Annotated in this window: 20 protein-coding genes; 6 read left to right on the top strand and 14 right to left on the bottom strand. The window is 61.8% G+C overall.

The annotated features are described in order from the left end of the window. Positions 1-371: 371 nt before the first annotated feature. The 5 genes from pilB (at position 372) to yacG (ending at position 5359) form a co-directional block, all read left to right on the top strand. Positions 372-2108 carry a type IV-A pilus assembly ATPase PilB gene (gene pilB, locus QQF40_RS00480; RefSeq protein ID WP_285460114.1) on the top strand — a complete coding sequence of 579 codons (1737 nt, stop codon included), beginning with the start codon at positions 372-374 and terminating at the stop codon, positions 2106-2108. Between the two features lie 176 nt (positions 2109-2284). Beyond that, on the top strand, positions 2285-3523 hold the full coding sequence (locus QQF40_RS00475; protein ID WP_175088309.1) for a type II secretion system F family protein: 1239 nt from the start codon (positions 2285-2287) through the stop codon (positions 3521-3523). Between the two features lie 90 nt (positions 3524-3613). Further along, positions 3614-4474: a prepilin peptidase gene (locus tag QQF40_RS00470; RefSeq protein ID WP_285460113.1), complete on the top strand. Its 861-nt coding sequence runs from the start codon at positions 3614-3616 to the stop codon at positions 4472-4474. Further along, entirely contained in the window at positions 4471-5121 is a 651-nt protein-coding gene (gene coaE, locus QQF40_RS00465) for a dephospho-CoA kinase (protein ID WP_285460112.1), read from the top strand. Before QQF40_RS00470 ends, coaE begins: the two co-directional genes overlap by 4 nt. Beyond that, positions 5114-5359: a DNA gyrase inhibitor YacG gene (gene yacG / locus QQF40_RS00460; protein WP_285460111.1), complete on the top strand. Its 246-nt coding sequence runs from the start codon at positions 5114-5116 to the stop codon at positions 5357-5359. The genes coaE and yacG overlap by 8 nt, the downstream gene beginning before the upstream one ends. Positions 5360-5506: 147 nt before the next feature. On the opposite strand, the gene QQF40_RS00455 is transcribed toward yacG, so the two are convergent. The 4 genes from QQF40_RS00455 to QQF40_RS00440 form a co-directional block, all read right to left on the bottom strand. Beyond that, positions 5507-6460 carry a Nudix family hydrolase gene (locus QQF40_RS00455; protein WP_285460110.1) on the bottom strand — a complete coding sequence of 318 codons (954 nt, stop codon included), beginning with the start codon at positions 6458-6460 and terminating at the stop codon, positions 5507-5509. A 107-nt stretch (positions 6461-6567) separates the two neighbouring features. Continuing rightward, the gene (gene argJ, locus QQF40_RS00450) at positions 6568-7791 is read right to left on the bottom strand and encodes a bifunctional glutamate N-acetyltransferase/amino-acid acetyltransferase ArgJ (RefSeq protein WP_285460109.1); all 1224 of its coding nucleotides are present in this window, start codon (positions 7789-7791) and stop codon (positions 6568-6570) included. An 89-nt stretch (positions 7792-7880) separates the two neighbouring features. Beyond that, positions 7881-10643, bottom strand: a complete 2763-nt coding sequence (secA, locus tag QQF40_RS00445) for a preprotein translocase subunit SecA (RefSeq protein WP_285460108.1) — start codon at positions 10641-10643, stop codon at positions 7881-7883. Between the two features lie 174 nt (positions 10644-10817). Next, the gene (locus QQF40_RS00440) at positions 10818-11198 is read right to left on the bottom strand and encodes a hypothetical protein (RefSeq protein ID WP_043332488.1); all 381 of its coding nucleotides are present in this window, start codon (positions 11196-11198) and stop codon (positions 10818-10820) included. A 62-nt stretch (positions 11199-11260) separates the two neighbouring features. Between QQF40_RS00440 and QQF40_RS00435 the strand changes: the two genes are divergently transcribed. Then, positions 11261-11740 (top strand): DUF721 domain-containing protein, encoded by a 480-nt coding sequence (locus QQF40_RS00435; RefSeq protein ID WP_175088315.1) that lies wholly within the window; start codon positions 11261-11263, stop codon positions 11738-11740. A gap of 216 nt (positions 11741-11956) precedes the next feature. On the opposite strand, the gene lpxC is transcribed toward QQF40_RS00435, so the two are convergent. The 10 genes from lpxC to mraY form a co-directional block, all read right to left on the bottom strand. Continuing rightward, positions 11957-12868, bottom strand: coding sequence for a UDP-3-O-acyl-N-acetylglucosamine deacetylase (lpxC, locus tag QQF40_RS00430; protein WP_054555085.1), 912 nt, complete (start codon positions 12866-12868; stop codon positions 11957-11959). 453 nt (positions 12869-13321) lie between these two features. After that, positions 13322-14488 carry a cell division protein FtsZ gene (ftsZ, locus tag QQF40_RS00425; protein WP_175088316.1) on the bottom strand — a complete coding sequence of 389 codons (1167 nt, stop codon included), beginning with the start codon at positions 14486-14488 and terminating at the stop codon, positions 13322-13324. Between the two features lie 40 nt (positions 14489-14528). After that, the gene (gene ftsA / locus QQF40_RS00420; protein WP_077371694.1) at positions 14529-15809 is read right to left on the bottom strand and encodes a cell division protein FtsA; all 1281 of its coding nucleotides are present in this window, start codon (positions 15807-15809) and stop codon (positions 14529-14531) included. Between the two features lie 289 nt (positions 15810-16098). Beyond that, positions 16099-16827, bottom strand: a complete 729-nt coding sequence (locus QQF40_RS00415) for a cell division protein FtsQ/DivIB (RefSeq protein ID WP_175088317.1) — start codon at positions 16825-16827, stop codon at positions 16099-16101. Positions 16828-16830: 3 nt separating this feature from the next. Further along, positions 16831-17832, bottom strand: coding sequence for a D-alanine--D-alanine ligase (locus QQF40_RS00410; RefSeq protein ID WP_439329794.1), 1002 nt, complete (start codon positions 17830-17832; stop codon positions 16831-16833). Beyond that, the gene (murC, locus tag QQF40_RS00405; RefSeq protein ID WP_175088392.1) at positions 17829-19241 is read right to left on the bottom strand and encodes a UDP-N-acetylmuramate--L-alanine ligase; all 1413 of its coding nucleotides are present in this window, start codon (positions 19239-19241) and stop codon (positions 17829-17831) included. Before murC ends, QQF40_RS00410 begins: the two co-directional genes overlap by 4 nt. 22 nt (positions 19242-19263) lie before the next feature. Continuing rightward, positions 19264-20325, bottom strand: coding sequence for an undecaprenyldiphospho-muramoylpentapeptide beta-N-acetylglucosaminyltransferase (murG, locus tag QQF40_RS00400; RefSeq protein WP_175088393.1), 1062 nt, complete (start codon positions 20323-20325; stop codon positions 19264-19266). Positions 20326-20402: 77 nt separating this feature from the next. Next, positions 20403-21632: a putative lipid II flippase FtsW gene (ftsW, locus tag QQF40_RS00395; RefSeq protein ID WP_175088319.1), complete on the bottom strand. Its 1230-nt coding sequence runs from the start codon at positions 21630-21632 to the stop codon at positions 20403-20405. Next, entirely contained in the window at positions 21625-23136 is a 1512-nt protein-coding gene (murD, locus tag QQF40_RS00390; RefSeq protein WP_285460106.1) for a UDP-N-acetylmuramoyl-L-alanine--D-glutamate ligase, read from the bottom strand. Before murD ends, ftsW begins: the two co-directional genes overlap by 8 nt. 13 nt (positions 23137-23149) lie before the next feature. Continuing rightward, positions 23150-24232, bottom strand: coding sequence for a phospho-N-acetylmuramoyl-pentapeptide-transferase (gene mraY / locus QQF40_RS00385; RefSeq protein WP_175088321.1), 1083 nt, complete (start codon positions 24230-24232; stop codon positions 23150-23152).

Raw genomic sequence — 24232 nt, 5'->3', positions numbered from 1 at the left:
TTCAGGTGCCATTGCCATGTCGCAAGACGCTTTCTTGGCGGCGCTGACGGCTGCTTGACTGTTACAATAGATTACACTCGGTGACATTGCAAGCAACGAACACAAAAACTTTGTGATCGAGATTCAGGCTCTCTTCAACGTTACTCCCGCCCCACCAGCGTTTGGCTACCTCCCTCCGCAAACTCTATCCCCTTCTCATGTCACGAATGCGCCATTCCTAGCGCAAGGCAATCCAGCTACACTCTTCTGCAAGATGATGTCTGTAATACGATGGCTTGCCGCACCACAGTTCACGCACAGCGCATCAGCACCTGTTTCTCGTTAGAAGCAGCGAAAGTAGGCCCATAGGCAACTGCAACAGGAAGAGTGTCATGCCCCAGTCAGAACACACGCTAAAAGGATTTGCCGCCCGACTGGTCGACTCTGGCCTGCTCGAACCACAGGCAGCACTGCTGGCTGAACGGGAGGCCAATGAGGCAGGGGAAAGCCTGTTGCTGCATATCATCGCGCACGGTCTGGTACCGGCGCGTGAGGCTACATTGGCGGCCGCCTGGGAATACGGCCTACCGTATGTGGACCTCGATGCCCTTCGTATCGACTCGCTGCCTTCCATTGATGAGCTGCCCGAGAAGGTCCTGCGCAAGTTGGGTGTACTGCCACTCTATCGCCGTGAGCATCGGCTGACCGTCGGTGTGCCCTCACCCTCAACGCTCACGCACCTTGATGAGCTGCAGTTTGCCACCGGCTTGTCGATCGAGAGTGTGCTGGTCGCTGCCGACCAGCTGACGCCGGCATTGGAGCAGTACCTGGAAGCCGGCGAAGAAAGCGCCATGGACCTGCTGAGCGAAGATGGTGAAGCGCTCGATGGACTGGATTTCGAAAGCGAAGAAGATAACAAAAACGACATGGCCATCACGGCCAGCAGTGATGATGCACCAGTCGTGCGCTTCGTTCACAAGGTACTGCTGGATGCCATCAAGCGTGGCGCCTCGGATATCCACTTCGAGCCCTACGAATCCACCTATCGCATTCGTTTTCGTATCGACGGCATGTTGATCGAGAATACTCGGCCGCCCTTCAATATGCGTAACCGTATCTCGGCACGCTTGAAGGTCATGTCGCGTATGGATATTTCCGAGCGCCGTTTGCCGCAAGATGGCGCAATCAAGCTGCGGCTGTCCAAGTCCCGCTCCATCGACTTCCGCGTCAATACACTACCTACCGTGTATGGCGAGAAGATCGTGCTGCGTATTCTCGACCCCAGCTCGGCCAAGATGGGCATCGAAGCGCTGGGCTTCGAACCCGAACAGCGCGCCATGTTCGAGAAGACGCTGGATCAGCCACAGGGCATGATTCTGGTCACTGGTCCGACCGGTAGCGGCAAGACAGTGACGCTCTACACCGGCTTGAATATCCTCAATACCCCAGAGCGCAATATCTCGACGGCGGAAGACCCGGTCGAGCTCAAGGTAGAAGGCGTCAACCAGGTCAACGTACTGCCCAAGATCGGCCTGGATTTCGCCTCGGCCCTGCGCGCCTTCCTGCGCCAGGACCCTGATGTGGTGATGGTGGGGGAGATTCGTGACAAGGAAACCGCCGAGATTGCTGTCAAGGCTGCACAGACCGGCCACCTGGTGCTTTCTACCCTGCACACCAACTCAGCACCTGAAACGCTGACACGTTTGAGCAACATGGGGATTGCCCCTTTCAATATCGCGAGTTCCGTCTCGTTGATCATCGCTCAGCGCCTTGCGCGTCGCCTGTGCACCCACTGCCGTCAGCCCGCAGAGATTCCGCCTGAGGCGATGGCCTCGATGGGCTTCAGTGAAGACAATGGCTTCAGCGCAGCAGAACTCGAGGCCGCAACCATATTCCGCCCGGTCGGTTGCAGTCAATGCACGCTGGGTTACAAGGGGCGAGTCGGCATCTATGAAGTCATGCCGATCTCGGATGAGATGAGCCGCTTGATCATGCGTGAGGGCACCGCCATCGAGCTGGCAGACCAGGCACGCAAGGAAGGGCTTTCAGACCTGAGACGTAGCGGCTTGCGCAAGGTGATGTCGGGCATGACCTCACTGGAAGAAGTCAATCGCATCACCAAGGACTGAGTCACTGTTGCAGGCCACGCATGTCACGGTTATCCATGGCGGCTGACAGTGATCAATACGCCAGATAGCTGACTTTTGCTCAGCCATCAGGCACATTGAAGACAAGAAGACCCAGGCATTGATCATGGCTCGACCTTCAATGCCTGCTCCCCATTTATCAGGGAACGATAACTGACATGGCAACTCCCAGAACTGCCAAGAAAGACAAGAAAAAAGCGGGCATTGAGACCTGGCAATGGTCGGGCAAGAACTCGCGCGGTGAAAACGTCAAGGGCGAGCTGATGTCGGCCAACGTCGACCAGGTCAAGAACACGCTGGTTAGCCAGGGGATCGTGGTCAAGCGCCTGCGCAAGAAGTCCTCCCTGTTTGGCGGCAGCAAGAAGGTAAATGGCAAGGATGTCACCATGTTCGCCCGTCAGATGGCAACCATGATCCGTGCTGGCGTGCCGGTATTGCAGGCATTTGGCATCGTGGCTGAAAGCATGAAGAGTCCAGGTATGCGCCATCTGGTCGAAGACATGATGAATCAGGTGGGAGCAGGCGCCAGCTTTTCGGAAGCCTTGCGCAAACACCCCCAGCACTTTGATAACCTGTTTGCCAATCTGGTCGAAGCTGGCGAACAAGCTGGTGCCCTGGACAAGATGCTCGACCGCGTCGCAACTTATAAAGAAAAGATTGATTCTCTCAAGGCGCGCGTCAAGAAAGCCCTGTATTACCCTATCGCCGTGATCGGCGTCGGGATCGGGGTAACAGCCATCCTCTTGATCAAGGTAGTCCCGCAGTTTGAAAGTCTTTTCCAGGGCTTCGGCGCAGAGCTGCCTGCATTTACCCAGCTGACGATCACCTTGTCGGAGTACGCGCAGAATTACTGGTATGTTGCTTTAGGCGCGATAATCCTGACCGTCGTACTCATTGCGCAAGGCATCAAACGCTCTGACAAGTTTGCCTACGCCAGTCACCGCTTCATGCTCAAGGTACCGGTGCTCGGCGATATCCTGGATAAATCGTCTGTCGCTCGTTACTCACGCACATTGGCCACGACCTTCCAGGCCGGGGTTCCGTTAGTGGAATCGCTAGATACTGCCGCCGGCGCCTCAGGCAACAAGGTCTACGAGCGTGCCATTGCCCAGATCAAGGAAGATGTCTCTACCGGCCAGCAGCTGAATTTCGCCATGCGCAATACGCAGTTGTTTCCGACACTGGCAGTACAGATGGTAGCGATTGGCGAAGAATCCGGCTCATTGGACGCCATGCTCAACAAGGTGGCAGATTTCTACGAAGAAGATGTCGACAACAAGGTAGATGCACTGACCTCATTGCTGGAGCCCTTGATCATCGTGGTGCTAGGCACCCTGGTGGGCGGGCTTGTGGTCTCGATGTATCTCCCCATCTTCGAGCTGGGCAACGCGATCTAGAGCGCGGCCTGCACTCGAAAGATGCTTTCATGCCAAGCGGCCGCGCCACCTCAGGGACGCGGCCGTGTCATTTACTGACAAGGACGACTCGTGGAATCACTCGCCCAACTCTCCCCCACCCTGCAGGCCTGCCTGGCCGGTATATTCGGTTTGCTGATCGGCAGCTTTCTGAATGTCGTCATCACCCGCCTGCCCGTGATGATGATGCGCCAATGGCGCGCTGAAGCCCGCGAGGCATTGGAGCTGGAAGCCGAGGACACACCGCGCTTCAATCTGCTGGTGCCCGCATCACGCTGCCCGGGCTGTGACACGCCGATCAAGTGGCACGACAACCTGCCCATTCTCGGCTGGCTGAAACGGCGTGGTCGCTGCGCCAGCTGCAATACGCGCATCAGTGCGCAATATCCGCTGGTGGAACTGGCCGGTGGCGCACTTGGTGCGTCCATCGCGTTGATCTACGGCCTGGAGGCACAGAGCCTGTGGATCTTCGGTGCCTGCCTGACCCTGCTGGTGCTGTCGGTCATCGACTTCCGCACCCAGCTACTGCCAGACGCCATCACCCTGCCACTGCTGTGGGCAGGCCTCGCCTATCAGTTGCTGTTCCAGCCTCTGATGCTGCCCAGCGCCGTCATCGGCGCGATGGCAGGCTATCTGGTGCTGTGGAGCTTCTACTGGCTATTCAAGCTGGTCACCGGCAAGGAAGGCATGGGCTACGGTGACTTCAAGCTGCTCGCCGCTCTCGGCGCCTGGCTCGGCTGGCAGTGGTTGCCGCTGTTGCTGATTCTGTCCGCTGGTCTCGGGGCCGTACTGGGCATCCTGCTGCAACTGCTGGTACCGCGCCTGCGTGGCGCACCGATGCCCTTCGGGCCTTACCTGGCGGTTGCCGGCTGGATCGCTCTGCTGTTTGGCACGCCCTTGATGAGCCTCTACCTGAGCGTGATCGGCGCATGACGACGTCCTCTCCAACCCAGGGCCCCATCGTCGGGGTGACCGGCGGTATCGGCAGCGGCAAGTCGAGCGTCGCGCGGTTGTTCGGCGAGCTGGGCATCCAGTGGGTGGATGCCGACGATGTCTCGCGCGAGATCGTGCGTCCCGGCGAGGCCGCTCTGGGCGAGATCATCGCCCACTTCGGCGAGTCGATCGTCACGGCACAGGGCGAGCTTGACCGCGCCGCGCTGCGTGAGCGGATCTTCGCTGCCCCCGAGGAGCGCGAGTGGCTGGAGCGCTGCACCCATCCGCGAATCCGGGAACGGATCGTACAGCACCTTGCTGCCATGACCGGCCCCTATCGCCTGCTGGTCTCTCCCCTGTTGTTCGAATCCGGCCAGGACAGCCTCGTCTCACGCACCCTGGTGGTGGATGTCAGCCAGGATGTGCAGCTGGCGCGCACGCTGAGCCGCGATGGTGTCAGCGAAGCGCAGGTACGCGCCATCCTCGCGGCTCAACTGCCACGCGAGACACGACTGGCCAAGGCCGACGATGTCATCGACAATGACGGAAGCCAGGCGCATCTTCGTGAACAGGTAGTGGCCATGGATGCCTACTACCGATCACTGAGCGCCCCCCACACACCGTTTCAGGACACCCCTCATGTCTGATGCCACCGCTTCCCACAATGGCAAGACACCATTGACCGTCGCTTGCCCGCAATGCCGTACCGACGTGGTATGGAGTGCCGCCAGCGAGTTTCGCCCCTTCTGCAGCAAGCGCTGCCAACTGCTGGATCTTGGCGCCTGGGCGGATGAATCCCACAGTATCGCCGGTGAGCCTGCCATGGATGAGACCAGTATCGACGAGATGGTGGCGCGCATGGAACGCGACATGAATCAGCAGTAGCGCTCGAGAGAGCCCTGCTGGTTCAGACTGACTCAAGCTCGACACTCAAGATGCTCGGCAACCAAGATGCCAAGCAACAAAAAAGACCCTCGAGGCTAGCCTCGAGGGTCTTTTGTCGTTCAGGCAGCTGCCATCAACGCGCGATCATCACTTCCAGAAATCACGGATCGAGGCGATACCCTGGGCACCGACGGCGCGTGCGTGATCGCTGTCATAGCGGGACATGCCGCCCAGCGCATAGACCGGCATGCACGCCTGCTCGACCAGCCCCTGGAAGTCATGCCAGCCCAGCGGCGGGCGCTCCGGATGCGATGGCGTCACACGCAGCGGTGACAGTGACACGAAGTCACACGCCACACGACCGGCCTGATCCAGCTGCTGCTGATCGTGGGTGGAGGCGGACAGCCACTTGTTGGTAGCAATCGGACGCTCGCCCTTTTCCGCCAGCCCTGCCAGACGCACGCTGGTCAGGTGAATACCATCCGCGTCGACCTTGTCGAGCATGGATGGTTCGGCATTGAGCAGCAGACGGGCACCACGCGCATGACAGATCGCCAGCGCCTTCTCGGCACGTGCGATATAGGCCGCCTCGTCCAGCTCCTTGGCGCGCAGCTGGACCAGACGCACGCCGTCCTCATCCAGCGCACGCGTCAGACGCGTCTCGAAGACGTCCTCATCGGTCTCTTCCGGCGTGATCAGATACTCGCGCGGCAGCGAGACCGCCCGCAGAATCGGCAGATTCGCCGCCGGGAAAGCGTACTTGTAGAGATCCTCGATCTCGACCCAGCGCACTGCCTGCCCTTCACGACCAAAGGGCTCACCAGTGAACTGACGCGTTTCCCACACATCCAGCAGAATGTGCTTGTCCGGGTATTCGTGATGAATACGGATCAGCGGCTGAGCACGAATGATCTCGATGCCCAGCTCTTCGCACAGCTCACGCTTGAGCGCTTCCAGACCGGTTTCGTAAGGCGCCAGCTTGCCACCCGGAAACTCCCACAAGCCGCCCTGATCCACCGTCGAGGGACGACGTGCAATCAGGACCTGGCCCTGTTCGTTTAAGATGGCGGCAGCCGCCACGTGAACCCTTCGCTTGGGCATGATGCCTGTACCTTTGACTCGCGTTGTACATCCGACTTCGCCCCAAGAGGCGAAGCCTGCGGGAGATATTGCATTAGCGTTTCAGCGTAAGCCTCCGCCCTGGGGCGTCAGCTACGATAATCAGCGTTGATCGAGACGTAATCGTGGGACAGATCCGATGTCCAGATGCGCGCTTCCTGCTGCCCACGTCCCAGGCGGATGCCGATCACCAGCTCCTCCTCGGCCATGGCGGCACTGCCGGCGGCTTCGGTGTAGCTGTCGGCACGGCCACCCTGTTCGACGATGGTGACGCCATTGAGCGTGATCGCGACACCCGTGACGTCCAGCTCTTCCAGCGGCGCACGTCCGACGGCCGCCAGAATGCGCCCCCAGTTGGCGTCGCTGGCATAGAGGGCTGTCTTGACCAGCGGCGAGTGCGCGACGGTAAAGCCGACGGCACGCGCCTCTTCCTGTGAACGCGCCTCGCTGACCTCGATGGTGACGAACTTGGTCGCCCCCTCACCATCACGAATGATGGCCTGAGCCAGCTCGAGCATGACCTCCGCCAGGGCGGCCTCGAACGCGATCAGGTCTTCACCCTCGACACGCCCGGCCTGCCCCGTGACAGCCAGCATGCAGGCGTCATTGGTGGAAGTATCGGAATCGACGGTGATGCTGTTGAAGCTCTTTACCACCACCCGGCGCAGCATGGCATCGAGAGCCGCCTGATCGATGGCGAGATCAGCATCGGTGGCCACGAAGCCCAGCATGGTCGCCATGTTCGGGCAGATCATGCCGGAGCCCTTGGAGACTCCTGCCAGCGTCACTGTCTCACCATTGCTCAGCGTCAGTGTCCGCCAGCTGCCCTTGGGCCGCGTATCGGTGGTCATGATGCCATGCGCGGCGGCTGACCAGTCGCCATCGCCCAGGTTGGCAAAGGCTGCCGGCAACGCCGCCGTCAGACGATCCATCGGCAAGGGTTCGCCGATCACGCCAGTCGAGAACGGCAGCACTGCCCGGGCATCACAGCCAGCGATCTCCGCCAGGGCCTGGCAGGTCGCGCGAGCATCGGTCATGCCCTGCTCGCCGGTTCCCGCATTGGCATTGCCGGTGTTGATCACCAGATAACGCGGCCCTTCGACGCCTGCCGTGAGGTGCTCACGTGCGACATGGACCGGCGCCGCGCAGAAGGCATTGCGGGTGAAAGTGCCTGCAAGACGCGACCCTGCCTCGAGGGCCATGATCACCAGATCACGACGACCCGGCTTCTTGATACCGGCTTCAGCAACCCCGATCTGACAACCGGCAATCGCCGGCATGTCAGCGGGAAAAGTGGAAGGCCCTACCGCCATCGCTCACGTCTCCAATCATGGTGTTCTGTGACAACTGCCCCCTGCGAGCCGAATCGACGTGACTCGCAGGGAGACTGTTTGGCGCAGTGTCAGCTCAGCTTGCCGTGGCACTGCTTGTATTTCTTGCCGGAACCGCACGGGCACGGGTCGTTGCGGCCGACCTTGGGCACATCGCGGCGCATCGGCTCGCCATCGGCCTGACCCTGAGGCTGCGAACCGTACTGTGCCTCAACGACTTCTTCCGCCGCCTGGACACCGTCTTCACTGACCGCATCTTCATCGACACGGCGCGTTTCGGCACCGGCCTGCTCGCGCTCGAGATTGGCACGACGCTCTTCTTCCAGCGTGTCGACCTCTTCCTGACGACGCACCTGCACGTGGCTGAGGATGCGCACCACGTCGGACTTGATGTTGACCAGCAGCGTCTGGAACTGCTCGAACGCTTCGCGCTTGTATTCCTGCTTCGGGTTCTTCTGGGCATAGCCGCGCAGGTGGATACCGCGACGCAGGTTGTCCATCGCCTGCAGGTGCTCCTTCCAGCGCGTGTCCAGCACCTGAAGCATGACCTGCTTCTCGAAGCGACGCATCAGCTCAGGGCCGACGGCCTCGACCTTGTCGGCATAAAGCGCTTCATGGGCGGCCTGCAGGCGTTCGCGCAGCGTTTCCTCATGGAAGTGCTCATCCTCTTCCGCCCACTGCACCAGCGGCAGGTCGAGGTTGAAGTCGGTCTTGAGGTCGTTCTCGAGGCTCGGCAGGTCCCACTGTTCCGGCAGGCTCTGCGGCGGCACACGCAGGGAAATGGCGTCATCGAGCACTTCGCGACGGATGCCGGCGATGTTCTCGGCGATCTCGTCGGCTTCGAGGATGTCGTTGCGCTGCTCGTAGATCACGCTGCGCTGGTCGTTGGCGACATCATCGTATTCGAGCAGCTGCTTGCGCACGTCGAAATTGCGACCTTCGACCTTCTTCTGCGCGCGCTCGACGGCATTGGAGACCATCTTGTGCTCGATGGCTTCACCCTTCTCGAGCCCCAGCGCGCCCATCAGACGCTGCACGCGGTCAGAGCCGAACAGGCGCATCAGGCTGTCTTCCAGCGACAGGAAGAAGCGCGTGGAGCCCGGGTCACCCTGGCGACCGGCACGACCGCGCAGCTGGTTGTCGATACGGCGTGATTCGTGACGCTCGGAGCCGATCACGTGCAGACCGCCCGCGGCCAGCACGGCTTCGTGACGCTCCTGCCAGCCATGCTTGATCTCGTTGATCTGCTCTTCGGTCGGCGCTTCCAGCTCGGCAAGCTCGGCTTCCCAGTTGCCGCCCAGCATGATGTCGGTACCACGACCGGCCATGTTGGTCGCGATGGTCACGGCGCCCGGACGACCCGCCTGGGCGATGATGGCGGCCTCGCTGACGTGCTGCTTGGCGTTCAGGACGTGATGCTTGACGCCCGCCTTGTGCATCATCTGCGACAGCAGCTCGGAGGTCTCGACCGAGGCGGTACCCACCAGCACCGGACGACCTTCCGCGACCTTCTCGCGGGCATCCTCGATGATGGCGTTGAACTTCTCTTCCGCGGTCAGATAGACCAGATCATTCATGTCCTTGCGCGCGATGGGCTTGTTGGTCGGGATGACCATCACGTCGAGGTTGTAGATCTGACGGAATTCGAAAGCCTCGGTATCGGCCGTACCGGTCATGCCGGACAGCTTGTCGTAGAGACGGAAGTAATTCTGGAAAGTCGTGGATGCCAGCGTCTGGCTTTCCTTCTGGATGGCAACGCCTTCCTTGGCCTCGACCGCCTGGTGCAGGCCTTCAGACCAGCGACGACCGACCATGGTACGCCCGGTGTGCTCATCGACGATGACCACTTCGCCGTTGTTGACGATGTAATCCACGTCACGCACGAACAGGTTCTGGGCACGCAGCGCAGAGTGCACGTGGTGCAGCAGGCTCAGGTTCTGGGCCGCATACAAGGAATCCTCCTCCCCGAGCAGCTCCTGGGCACGCAACAGCGCCTCGACCTTCTGGTGACCGAACTCGGTCAGCTCGACCTGCTTCTGCTTCTCATCGAGGGTGAAGTCGCCGCTTTCCGGATCTTCCTCATCGCTGCACTGCTCGAGCTCGCGCGCCATACGATCGATGATCTTGTAGAGGTCGGTATTCTCTTCCACCGGACCGGAGATGATCAGCGGCGTGCGCGCCTCATCGATCAGGATGGAGTCGACCTCATCGATGATGGCGAAGTGCAGCTTGCGCTGGACCTTGTCTTCCAGCGAGAAGGCCATGTTGTCGCGCAGGTAATCGAAACCGTATTCGTTGTTGGTACCGTAGGTGATATCGGCCTGATAGGCGGCGCGCTTGTCTTCGTTGGGCTGGCCGGAGTAGATGACACCGACACTCAGGCCGAGGAATTCATACAGCGGACGCATCCAGTTGGCATCACGGGTGGCCAGATAGTCATTGACCGTCACCACATGGACGCCTTCGCCGGTCAGTGCGTTCAGATAGACCGCAAGCGTTCCCACCAGCGTCTTGCCTTCACCGGTTTTCATCTCGGCGATGCGGCCTTCGTGCAGCGCCATGCCGCCGACCATCTGGGTATCGAAATGACGCATGCCCATGATGCGCTTGCTGGCCTCACGCACGGTGGCGAAGGCTTCCGGCAGCAGCTTGTCGAGGTTTTCCCCTTGCGCGAGACGCTCGCGAAATTCCGCGGTCTTGGCTGTCAGCGCCTCATCGGAGAGCGGTTCAAGCTCGCTCTCGAGCGCATTGATCACGTTGACCCGCTTGCGCAGGCGCTTCACTTCGCGATCATTCTTGGAACCCACTACCTTGGTCAGGAATTTACCCAGCATATTCTGTCCTTGTACGTGCCCCGGGGCCGGGGCACGGCTTCACATATCATGACACTCAAGCGCTGCCGCCAAACACGATGACAGGCAGCTCGATGTGGCCCGGGGCCCATCAGGCATTACGCTCGAAAGAAAAAACGAACCTCACCATCCGCGGCGCGAACGATGAACGGGGTGTCAGGACAGAATGGGCGGCGCACGCGGCGCGATGGCGTTGACGAGGCCACGCAGCAGGACGCGTGTGCAGGAAACGAAGGAGCGCTGTCGCGGGAGGTTGGGACTGGCCTGGGGCGCACGACGCACCCGCTTGCGCAGACAGCGCAGCCCCTGACGGCGACTCTCGGCACGAATCACCGCGGGTGCCAGCAACTGGATGCTGGCCAGTGTCAGATTGACGCGCTCGACCTGCGCCGCGCTCAGTCCAGCGGGGAACAGACAGCTGAGCAGCAGACCTGCCAGCAGCCAGCGCGGGGCCGTGCGTACCGACCAGCGACGCGAAGCGCCGCTACCGGAATCCGGTAACGCACGAGGGCGTGCTGTGGCATCGACAGGGCTCATGCTGTTGCCGGACTCCCGCTCATGATAGATTGCCGGAAATCACTGAACCGGCATGCAAGCCCATGAGTATAAAGGCTAAGCGTTTCCGCGCCCAGCCCGCGGCGCGCCTGTTGAACGGCAAGGGGCAACTTGGCAGCGTCATGCGCCAGGCACGCATGCTCGAGCAGGCCCAGCTGCACCTGCGTGCTGCACTGCCCAAGGACATGCAGGAACAGGTCTTCGTCGGCGGCTATCACGATGACACCTTGACGTTGATCACCAGCCGCGCCTCCTGGCTGACCTGGCTGCGCTATGAGCAGCGTCGCCTGATCAGTGTGCTGCGCGAGCTGCCAGAGCTCGCCACCCTCGCCCGCCTGGCCTTCAAGGTCCGCCCGATTCGTCCGGCTTTCGTGCCCGCACGCCAGCCACGCCACCTGCCAGAGGCCGCCGCGGAACATCTGCTGGATTGCGCTTCCCATACCCGCGACGAGCGTCTGCGTCTCGCCCTGGAGCGACTGGCGGCCCACGCATCGGATTCGAGCGACGACGCCGAGACGCCCTGAGCCAACTCAAACATTTCTTGTCCTGCATGCAAACAGCCGCGCCGCCCTTCTGGGCGGCGCGGCTGTTGTCGTTTCCATCTCCGGCTGGCTAAGGCCGGAGCAGTGCTGTCAGGCTGGACGGGCTAGGTCACAGTGTTCTGCTCGTACTGTCTCTCTGAGTGCTTTTCTTCTGAAGTACCTCGTCTTGCAGCTTTCGCAGATGTCATTGGCCTCGACTCAGACGGCAAGCGCCGGAGAGGCGTAGGAAATCGGCATCGCATCGGAGTTCTCGAAGGTGACGATCTCGTAGCTGTCGGCATTTTCCAGCAGTGCGCGGCACAGCATGTTGTTGAGACCATGGCCGGACTTGTAGCCACGGAACTCACCGATGATGCTGTGACCCAGCTGATAGAGATCACCGATGGCGTCCAGCACCTTGTGCTTGACGAACTCATCGTCGTAACGCAGGCCTTCATCGTTGAGGATGCGGTAGTCATCGACGACGATGGCGTTGTCGAGGCTTCCGCCCAGCGCGAGATTCTGGGAGCGCAGGAATTCGAGATCACGCATGAAGCCGAAGGTACGCGCTCGAGACACTTCCTTGACGAAGGAGGTGGTGGAGAAGTCGACCGTGGTGGTCTGCTTCTGCTGCTCGAACACCGGGTGATCGAAGTCGATGGCGAAGGACACCTTGAAGCCGTTGTGCGGTAGGAAGGTCGCGACCTTGTCACCATCACGCACTTCGATCTCGCGCTTGATGCGGATGAACTTCTTGAGCGACGACTGCTCCTGGATACCAGCGGACTGGATCAGGAAGACGAACGGACCGGCGCTGCCGTCCATGATCGGCACTTCCGGCGCGGACAGCTCGACGAAGCAGTTGTCGATGCCCAGGCCTGCGAAGGCGGACATCAGGTGCTCGACGGTCGTCACCTTGGCTTCACCATTGGAGACGGCGGTGCACATGGTGGTGTCACGGACGCTCATCGCATCGGCACGGATATGAGCCTGCGGCTCGAGATCGGTACGGATGAAGACGATACCGGTGTTGACCGGAGCGGGACGCAGCGTCAGGTAAACCTTGTCACCTGAGTGCAGACCAACGCCTGTGGCGCGGATCGTATTCTGGAGTGTTTTTTGTCGAATCATAGGGAGATAGCCAGTCAGCCTGAATTTGGAAACAGTGTTCATGATAACAGCAATGCAGGAATTCAACAAATTGTCACCTGCCGCTGCTAGGGAAATTCAACATTGCCTTTCGAGCACCATTGAGGCTTGCCCGCGCGCCTGCTGGCCTCGTGCTGAGTATGAACACGCAATCACCAAACAGTTCTCACTCGTACTGCCATAAAACGATAATCAATGTGCAAGACAGCTTAAAGACCTCCCTTCCTTACGCGCCCACGGCACTGGCGGATGCACTTGTGATGCACAGGCAGCACTCCCCGCGCCGGTGACGAAAGCCCCTTTTGTCTACCCCGGAAACGACTTCACCCACCCGGGAAGCCCCGAATGGGTGAAGTCAGACTCACGATGAGCCGTGTCATCTCAGCCTCGTGCCGACTGGCACATGAGCGTCAATGACGTGTCAGTCAGTGCGCATCAGTCAGCCTGGCGACGCAGGAAGGCCGGGATATCGAGATAGTCATCCATATCACGCGACTTGCGCGGTTCCGACTTCTTGGCTGCCGCTTCCTGCTCTTCCTTGGCCTGACGGGTGACCGTCGGCGTCTGCAGACTGCGGTAGTCCGCCGGCTTCTCGACGGTACGCTTGGCCGGTGCCGCTTCACGCGCCGCCGGCTTCTCGACGCGACCGTCAAGCCCGGCCGCCACGACAGTGACACGCAGCTCGTCGGTCATGTCCATGTCGATGGACGTCCCGACCACGATGGTGGCGTCCGGAGAAGCGAACTCCTGCACGGTGGCACCCACATCGTTGAATTCACCGATGGAGAGGTCCGGGCCTGCCGTGATGTTGACCAGGATACCGCGCGCGCCGTGCAGATCGATGTCTTCGAGCAGCGGGCTGCGAATGGCCTTCTCGGCGGCTTCACGAGCACGGTTCTCGCCGATGGCATCACCGGTCCCCATCATCGCCATGCCCATCTCGGACATGACAGTACGCACGTCGGCGAAATCGACGTTGATGATGCCCGGGCTGGTGATTAGCTCTGCGATCCCCTGTACGGCCCCCAGCAACACGTCGTTGGCGGCGCTGAAGGCGCTCAGCAGGCTGGCGCTCTTGCCCAGCACTGACAGCAGCTTCTCGTTGGGGATGGTGATCAGGGAGTCGACGTGCTCGGAGAGCTCCTTCATGCCCTGCTCCGCCGCCTTCTGACGACGCGGCCCTTCGAACGGGAACGGACGCGTGACGACGGCCACGGTCAGGATACCCAGTTCCTTGGCGACCTGCGCCACGACCGGAGCACCGCCGGTACCGGTACCTCCCCCCATACCAGCGGTGATGAAGACCATGTCGGCGCCTTGCAGCAGCTCGACGATACGCTCACGATCTTCCATCGCCGCCTGGCGACCCACTTCCGGGTTGGCGCCAGCGCCAAGCCCCTTGGTGATTTCACTGCCCAGCTGAAGGACAGTCTTGGCGGCCACGCGCTTGAGCGCCTGAGCATCGGTGTTGGCGCAGATGAACTCGACGCCTTCAATGTTGCTCTCGACCATGTGATTGACGGCGTTACCACCGCCGCCGCCAACACCGATCACCTTGATGACCGCGCTGCTGGAGGGTGCGTTATCTACCAGTTCGAACATATGCCCTGTCTCCTGGATCACAGTCTTTCTGTAATCCCTGTCAGAAATTTCCCTTGAACCAGCCCTTGATCCGCTCCAGCGTGGAGGTGTCGTGCTCATGGCCGTGAACGCGTCGTGCGGCAGATTCCTCCCTGCGCACCGCGACCGCAGTCGAGGATGGCGTATGCCGCTCCTGTTTCATCCCATAATGTAGCAAACCCACACCCGTGGAATAAATCGGATTGCGGACCACATCCGCCAGTCCACGCACATTTTGCGGGCAAGCGATGCGAACCGGCATATGGAAGATCTCCTCCGCCAGCTCAACGACACCTTCCATGCGTGACGTTCCACCCGTCAGGACCACGCCCGCAGCCACGAGATCTTCATAGCCACTGCGACGCAATTCATCGCGGACCAGGGTGAACAGTTCCTCATACCTGGGCTCGACCACTTCTGCCAACGCTTGACGGGACAGGTCACGTGCCGGTCGGTCACCGACACTCGGCACCTTGATCGTCTCGTCGCTGGAGGCCAGCTGGGTCAGAGCACAGGCATACTTGACCTTGATTTCCTCTGCATATTGCGTCGGTGTGCGCAGCGCCATGGCGATGTCATTCGTGACCTGATCACCCGCGATGGGGATCACAGCCGTATGACGAATGGCACCTTCGGTGAAGACGGCGATATCCGTGGTACCACCGCCGATATCCACCATGCACACACCCAATTCACGCTCATCCTCGGTCAGAACCGCATGACTCGAGGCGAGCTGCTCGAGAATGATGTCGTCGACTTCGAGCCCGCAGCGACGCACGCACTTCTCGATATTCTGCACGGCATTCAGTGCGGCAGTGACCAGGTGAACGCGCGCCTCAAGACGCACCCCGGACATGCCCAACGGCTCGCGAATACCTTCCTGCCGATCAATGGCATATTCCTGCGGCAGCACGTGAAGAATGCGCTGACCTTCAGAAATCGCTCGAGCGCGCGCCGAGTCGATCACGCGTTCGATATCAGACGGCGTCACTTCGCGATCCTTGATTGCCACGACACCATCGGAATTCATCGAACTGATATGACTGCCGGCGATGCCCACATATACCGAGTGGATATCGCAGCCGGCCATCAACTCAGCCTCCTCCACTGCGCGCTGAATCGACTGTACGGTCGATTCGATGTTGATCACCACGCCCTTCTTCATGCCACGTGAAGGGTGGGAACCAATTCCCGCGATTTCGATACCGCCATCATCGGTCGGCTGACCCACGATCGCGACTACCTTGGAGGTTCCGATGTCCAGCCCGACCACCATATCCTGTGATTTGGAATGTCCTGCCATAGGTCGGGCCAGCTCCTTGATTCTGGTTCATCATGAAAATAATTGCGCGCTTTGACAGACACCATGTCTGCCGCACCACCCAGAACGGGTTTACGTTCCGTTTAACCCGTACAGAGGGATTTGACTTCCCAGTATAGGAGCAGCCACTTGGGGCATACCAGCCTAAAATACCGAGGGGCGCAAATCCCCGCTAGAATAGGCGGGATTGACGACAAATGAAACTGGCGATATCGCCATTTTGCTAATACTCACACGCAAATGAAGCATGTAGTGAGTGTCGCCATTTGCCTCAACTGTCCTTGCCTTCTTCGAGTGCCGTCGTCTCCCCATGCCACGCCACTGCCACTCCGTTGGGGTAGCGCAGATCAATGTAGCGGATCTGCGACGCCTCATCACCCAGACGCCGTTGCCAGGCCGCCATGAAACGCGCCAGACGCGCCTCTCGATCATTGCGACCCAGCATTACCCACACCGAATCATTGACCTGAAAGCGCCAGGCGCCACGTGGCTCCAATCGCAACTGGGAGACATTGAGCCCCAGCCCGCCCAACTGGCTCTGCAGCGCGTCAAGCTCGGCCAGCACTTCGGATCCACTGCCCTTGGGCCCCGCCAGATTGGGCAGGTTGCCCAGCTGCGTCACCGGGCCCGCCTGGAAGGCATCGCCGCGTACATTGAGCAATTCGCCATCATTCCAGTAGGCGACCGGCTGCTGTTCAAACAGCTCGAATTCAAGTGTATCCGGCCAGCGACGCGAGATGCTGACCTCACTCAGCCAATCGATCGCCAAGGCGCGACGCCGAACCTCGCCCAATGGGACGGAGAGCCAGCTCTGGCCACGAATCAACGGCGCAATATGACGCTGAAGGTAGGCAGCACTGACATGATCGAAGTCACCCTTGATGGTGACTCGCTCAATGGGACGATCAAGCCAGGTCCACAATGCCTGTCCGCCCGCGACCAGCAGCGCAAGGCCGAGAACGAGGCCGAAGATTGCACCGGTAGTGCTACGCGCCGCCATCGATCAATGACCACTCTGCTGAGCGACTGACGCATCGTCTGCGTCCTGCTCGGCAAGAGTCGTGTCGAGAATACGCAGCACCAGAGTGGCGAAATCGAGCCCGACATGTGCCGCGGACTGCGGCACCAGGCTGTGATCGGTCATGCCCGGCGAAGTGTTGACTTCCAGCAGCCAGAAGGCGCCGTCCGCATCTTCCATCACATCGACACGGCCCCAGCCCTCGCAACCCAGCACGTTGAATGCCTTGAGCGAGAGAGTCGCCAGTTCGGCCTCGCGCGCAGCGCTCAGACCACAGGGCAGCAGGTAGCGAGTGGTATCGGTGAGATACTTGGCATCGTAATCGTAGAAACCGCTATCCGCTTCGATACGAATGGCTGGCAATACCTCGCCGTCCAGCACCGAGACCGTATATTCCGGCCCCTTGATGAAACGCTCGGCCATCACCACCGCATCGAAGCGGCTGGCATCCGTCCAGGCGTCCTGTAGCGCCTGAGCGTCCTCGACAATATGGATACCGAGAGTCGACCCCTCATGCACCGGCTTGACCACTACCGGGGTACCGAGCGTCTCGAGCACCGACTGCCAGTCCGTATCCGCCGCCAGGCGACAGGAGCGTGGCGTCGGCAAGCCCTCTATATCCCAGAGCTTCTTGGTGCGCAGCTTATCCATGCCAAGCGCCGAGGCCAGCACGCCGCTTCCGGTATAGGGAATGCCCAGCAATTCCAACGCTCCCTGCAAGGTGCCATCTTCGCCGCCGCGACCATGCATGGCGATGAAGACACGGTCGGGCCGCAATGCCTCGAGACCGGCCAACCCATGTGCCATGTCATAGCCCTGCACATCGACGCCCGCGCCCTGCAGGGCCTCCAGTACCGCCGCACCGCTCTTGAGTGACACCTCGCGCTCGGCGCTCAGGCCACCGAACAGCACCACGACACGTCCATAGCGCGTGGCCAGCTCAGGATTCACGCCTGTCGCTCCAGACGGGGAGGAAGAGACGGTCATAGCGTCACCTCGTCAAGCTTGAGGTCGGCCCCCGCCAGTGCCAGCGCAATGCCACCGACATCACCCGCCCCCTGGGTAATCAGGATATCGCCCGGACGCAGCACGTTCTTGAGCAGGTCCGGCAAGGCACGCTTGTGTTCGACGAACAGCGGGTCCACCTGGCCGCGCTGCCGGATCGAGCCCGCCAGCGAGCGGCCATCGGCGCCCGGAATCATCGCTTCCCCGGCACTGTAGACATCCAGCAGCAACAGGGTGTCGACTTCGGACAGCACACGCACGAAATCTTCATAGAGATCATGGGTGCGCGAATAACGGTGCGGCTGGTAGGCCATCACCAGACGGCGCTGCGGCCAGCCGGCGCGCACGGCGCGAATCACCATCTCCACTTCGCGAGGATGGTGGCCATAATCGTCCACCAGCATCACGCTCTGCTCGCCATTGGGTGCCGCGAATTCTCCGTGCACCTGGAAGCGACGACCGACACCGGCAAAGCTTGCCAGCGCGCGAGCGATGGCTTCATCGCTGACACCGACATCGGTGGCGATGGCGATCGCCGCCAGGGCGTTGAGCGCATTGTGCTCACCCGGCATCGCCAAGGTGATCTCGAGCGGTGCATGGCCTTCCGGACGCAGCGCCGTAAAACTGAGCTGACCGCCTCCCTGGCGGAAATCGCTGATGCGGTAATCGGCATCGTCGCTGAAGCCGTAGGTCACGAACTGACGCTGAACACGCGGCAGCAGCTCACGCACGTTGGCATCATCGATACACAGCACCGCCAGACCGTAGAACGGCAGGTTGTGCAGGAATTCGATGAAGGTGTCCTTGAGGCGATTGAAGTCGCCCTCGTAGGTGGCCATGTGATCGGCATCGACATTGGTCACTACCGAGATCAACGGCTGCAGATGCAGGAAGGAGGCGTCGGACTCATCCGCCTCGGCGACCAGATACTCACCCTCGCCCAGACGGGCATTGGTGCCCGCGCTGGTCAGCTTGCCGCCGATGACGAAGGTCGGGTCCATGCCGCCTTCCGCGAGCAGAGTCGCGGTCAGGCTGGTGGTAGTGGTCTTGCCGTGGGTACCGGCAATCGCGATGCCCTGGCGGAAACGCATCAGCTCGGCGAGCATCTCCGCACGACGCACGACGGGAATGCGATGCTCCCGCGCCCAGGCGACTTCCGGGTTGGTGGTGTCCACCGCGGTCGAGACCACGACCACATCCGAGCCTTCGGCATTGATGGCCGCATGACCGATGGCGACACGCACGCCGCACTCACGCAGATGAACCGTGACGGCGGACTCCTTGAGATCGCTACCGCTGACCTCATAGCCCATGTTGCCCAGTACTTCGGCGATACCACACATGCCCACACCGCCGATGCCGACGAAATGGATACGACGGATGCGGCGCATACCTGCACCGCGATCAGAATTGCTAGCGTTCAAGGCGAGTCTCCATGCAGCCTGCCAGCATGGTCGCTACCGCATCGAGTTCCGCACTATTGCGGGCGCGAGCGGCCATGCCAGTGAGTATCTTGGGGTCGAGCAATTCTGCCAGCGTCTCGGCGAGGCGCTCGGCAGTCAACGTATTCTGGGGAATCAGGCGCGCGGCATCCGCCTTGACCAATACCGCGGCATTGACGGTCTGGTGGTCATCCACGGCGTGGGGGAACGGCACCAGCACCGCAGGGCGACCTGCCGCGGCCAGCTCGGCCACGGTCAGGGCGCCGGCGCGGCAGACCACGAGGTCTGCCCAGGCATAGGCCTCGGCCATATCACCGATGAACTCGCTGACCTCAGCCGTGACACTGGCTGCCTGATAGGCGGCGAGGGTCGCCTCCTGCTTGTCACGTCCGGCCTGATGGCGCACCACGGGACGCGAGGCTTCCGGCAGCAGGGCCAGCGCCGGCGCGAGCGTCTCGTTGAGCGCCTGAGCCCCCAGCGAGCCCCCCATCACCAGCAGATGCAACCCACGCTCGCCTGCCGCCTCGGTCGTATGCCCGGCGGCGCCGACGTCGGCGATCTCATCACGTACCGGATTGCCCACCACCTGAGCCCCGAGAGCCGGCGGGAAGGCGCCCGGGAAGGCGGCATAGACACGTGTCGCCATCCGCGCCAGCACCTTGTTGGTCAGGCCCGCGATGGCGTTCTGCTCATGAATGATCAGCGGAATGCCTTCAAGGCGCGCCGCGAGCCCGCCCGGACCACTGGCGAAGCCACCGAGGCCCACCACCAGCACCGGCTTGAGCTCACGAATCACGCGCCTTGCCTGCAGGACGGCGCGCGCGAGACGAAACGGGATCGCCGCATAGCCCGCCAGCCCCTTGCCGCGCAGGCCCGCGACCTCGACCCGATGCAGCGGGTAGCCGGCGTCGGGCACCAGACGGTTCTCGATGCCGCGCGGGCTGCCCAGCCAATGGATCTCGTGACCGGCCGCCGCAAGGGCACGCGCCAGCGACAGCGCCGGAATCACATGCCCTCCCGTCCCGCCGGCCATCATCAGCACGACGCCCTTGGAGACAGCGTCTACCGAGTCAACCGCCCCCTCGGGAGCGATGGTAGAAGAAGATGACGTCATGCCTGTGCTCCTTGCGGTGTCTCGGTCGGCTTCCTGGTCTTGCGGCGGGGCGCGGCGGCATTTCCTGTCGATGTGCGGGTCAGCTTGCGGGTCTCGGCATCGATACGCAGCAGTATCGCGATCTGCACGCAACTGACGATCAGGCTGGAGCCGCCATAACTCATCAGGGGCAAGGTCAGCCCCTTGGTGGGCAGCAGTCCGCTGGCCACACCGATGTTGATGAAGGCCTGCGCCCCCAGCACGAGGGCGATACCGTAGCCGAGGTAGGCGCTGAACGGCAAGCCGGCGAGTTCAGCGCGGCGACCGATCTTGAAGGCGCGGTAGATCAGCAGTCCGAACAGCGCCACCACGGCCGTCGCCCCGATCAAGCCCAGCTCCTCGGCCAGCACGGCAAATACGAAATCGGTATGCGCTTCCGGCAGATAGAACAGCTTCTGCACGCTGTTGCCCAGCCCCATGCCGCTCAGGTGGCCACGACCGAAGGCGATCAACGCCTGGGTCAGCTGGTAGCCACTGTCATACATGTTGGCCCACGGGTCGGTATAGGTGGTCAGACGCTCCCAGCGATAGGGCTCGGCGATCGCCAAGAGCCAGCCACCACCGCCCGCCAGACCCAGCAAGACGATGAACCCCCACCAGGCGACGCCCGCCATCAGCAGCATGCCCATCACGGCACCGCCCATGACCACGATGGAGCCAAAGTCAGGCTCCAGTGCCAACAGCACGATCATCAGCAACAAGGGAACACAGGGCAGAATGAGGCCATTGACGACGCTGGCGCGCACCTTGTCGAGGCGGCGGTCCAGATAGCCGGCCAGCCAGATCATCAGGCACAGCTTGGCGATCTCGGAGGCCTGTACCCCGCCGACCAATGGCAGCGGTATCCAGCGCTTGGCGCCGTTGATCTCGCGCCCGACCACCAACACGACCACCAGCAGCACGAAGCCCAGCATCAGCATCGCGAAGCTGCGCTGCTGCCAGGCGGACATCGGCACGCGCAACGTACAGAAGGCGGCCACCAGGCCGATCACGATGAAGATGCCGTGGCGCATGCTGTAGTAGAAGGCATTGCCATCGAAGCGCTCGCTCGAGATCTCGCTGGAGGCAGATGTCACCATTACCCAGCCGATACACAGGATCGCCAGCGCGCAGAACAGCAGCCAGCCGTCGACGGGCTGACGCTCTGCCGTCAAGGTGTCATGGACTCGCCGGGCCTTGTTACGCATCGCAGGCTTCCTTGTCGCTGCTGCCAGAGCCAGAATTGCCGTCAGCACCGGACATGATGTGCTGCGTGACCCAGTCACGGAACGAGTCGCCACGCGCCATGTAATTGGGGAACTGATCAAGACTGGCGCAGGCCGGTGACAGCAGCACGCAGTCACCCGCCTGTGCTATCTGTCGAGCATGACGCATGGCATCGCCCAGCGTCATGACTGGCGTCACGGTGACGTCATCGGCCAGGGCTTGCGTCAATAACGGCGCATCCTGTCCGAACACCACCACCTCACGGGCATAACGAGCCAATGGCGCCGCCAGCGGTGTGAAGTCCGCCCCCTTGCCCTGGCCACCGGCCAGCAATATCAGCTTGCCCTCGAGCGTCGGCCCGAGACCGGCGATCGCCGCCAGCGTCGCCCCGACATTGGTGCCCTTGGAATCATTGATCCAGCGCACGCCCGCCACGTCGGCGATCAGTTCGCCACGATGCGGCAGCCCCGCGAAGCTGGTTAGCTCATCGACCATCGCCACCTCGTCGAGGCCGATCGCCGTGCCCATCGCAAGTGCCGCCAGCGCATTGGCCTGGTTGTGGCGGCCCGCAAGACGCACCTCCGCAGCAGGCATCACGCCGCGCAGCTGGCCAGACTCGGCATGACACAGCGACAGCGTGCCGCCCTGCTCCGCCAGGCACCATTGCGCCTGCCTGGCAGCCTCATCGGTCGACTTATCGACCGACCCACCGAGCTGCACGCTGAAACTGACTCGCGCCACCGCATCATCTTCGGCCGGCCAGCTCCAGGCGTCATCGGCATTGATGACCGCAAGGCCTGCGCCGCGGAAGATGCCGCGCTTGGCGGCCTGATAGCCACGCATGCCATCGTGGCGATCCAGGTGATCTTCAGAGAGATTCAGGAAGCAGGCGACATCGGCCTTGAGCTCAGGCGTGGTCTCGAGCTGGAAGGAAGACAGCTCCAGCACGTAGAGCTCGGCATCGGGCTGCTCACGCAACAAGGTCAGCGCGGCAGTGCCCAGATTGCCGCCGACCGCCACGTCACGGCCGGCACGCGCGGCCATCTGCGCGATCAGCGTGGTCACGGTGGACTTGGCGTTCGAGCCAGTGATCGCGACCAGCGTGGGCCGCTTGCCCTGCGCGTCGCGGGCCTCACGCTCATCCAGCGCGCGCACGAAGAGTGCGATCTCGCCGACCAGCCGCTCGCGAATCCCATCGAACACCGCCTGACGCGGGTCAATGCCCGGACTGAGTACCACCTCGCCGAAGCGTGACAGATCCAGCGCTTCCAGGGGGCCAAGATGTACCTCGGCCTGCGGCGCATGCTCGCGCAGGCTCTCGAGGCCAGGCGGTGCGCTGCGGGTATCGGCGACGGCAAAGTCGATGCCGCGATCACTCAGATGGCGAGCGATCGCCTGTCCGGAGACACCAAGACCGACCACCAGGGTCGGTCCTTTGGCAGGCACCGGCGAGGCCGGTGCTTGAGAGGTGGCAGAGAGGGTCATCGCGAATGCGTCCTCAGCGAACCTTGAGTGTGGCCAGGCCAAGCAGCACCAGCACGACGGTGATGATCCAGAAGCGCACGATGACGCGCGGCTCCGGCCAGCCTTTCAGCTCGAAGTGGTGATGCAGCGGCGCCATGCGGAAGATGCGTCGCCCGGTCAGCTTGTAGGAGCCGACCTGCAGGATCACCGAGACGGTTTCCATCACGAAGACGCCGCCCATGATGAACAGCACGATTTCCTGACGCACGATGACCGCCACGACCCCCAGTGCCGCGCCGAGCGCCAGCGCGCCCACATCGCCCATGAAGACCTGGGCGGGGTAGGTGTTGAACCACAGGAAACCGAGACCGGCACCCGCGATGGTGGCGCAGAACACGGCCAGCTCACCGGAACCGGCAATGAACGGAATGTGCAGATACTCGGCGAACTTCAGATTGCCCGAGGCATAGGCGAAGATGGCCAGGCCCATGGCGACCAGCACGGTCGGCATGATCGCCAGACCATCGAGGCCATCGGTCAGGTTGACCGCATTGGAGCTGCCGACGATCACGAAGTAGGTCAGCACCACGTAGAACACGCCCAGCGGGATGACGACGTCCTTGAAGAATGGCACCAGCAGGCCCGTCTCGGCCGGGGTGCTCGCCGTCAGGTACAGCACCACGGCGGCGCCGATGCCCACCACCGACTGCCAGAAGTACTTCCAGCGCGCCGGCAGGCCACGCGGATTCTTCTCCACCACCTTGCGGTAGTCATCGACCCAGCCGACGGCGCCGAAACCCAGCGTGACGGCCAGCACCACCCAGACATACAGGTTGGTCAGGTCGCCCCACAGCAGGGTGGAGACAGCCATCGACAGCAGGATCATCACGCCGCCCATGGTCGGAGTACCGGCCTTGGAAAGGTGAGACTTGGGGCCATCGTCGCGCACGGCCTGGCCGATCTGGCCATCGACGAGCTTGCGTATGACCCAGGGGCCCAGCCACAGACACAGCAACAGTGCCGTCAACGTGGCCAATACCACGCGCAGGGTCAGATAATTGAAAACCGTAAAGGCGCCATTGAATTGGGCCAGAAACTCAGCAAGCAGCAGCAGCAT

It is taken from the genome of Cobetia sp. LC6 (genome assembly GCF_030264805.1).
In the GTDB taxonomy this organism is placed as follows: domain Bacteria; phylum Pseudomonadota; class Gammaproteobacteria; order Pseudomonadales; family Halomonadaceae; genus Cobetia.
Note: the sequence above shows the minus strand (reverse complement) of the source record. Positions and strands in the feature narration are given on the sequence as shown.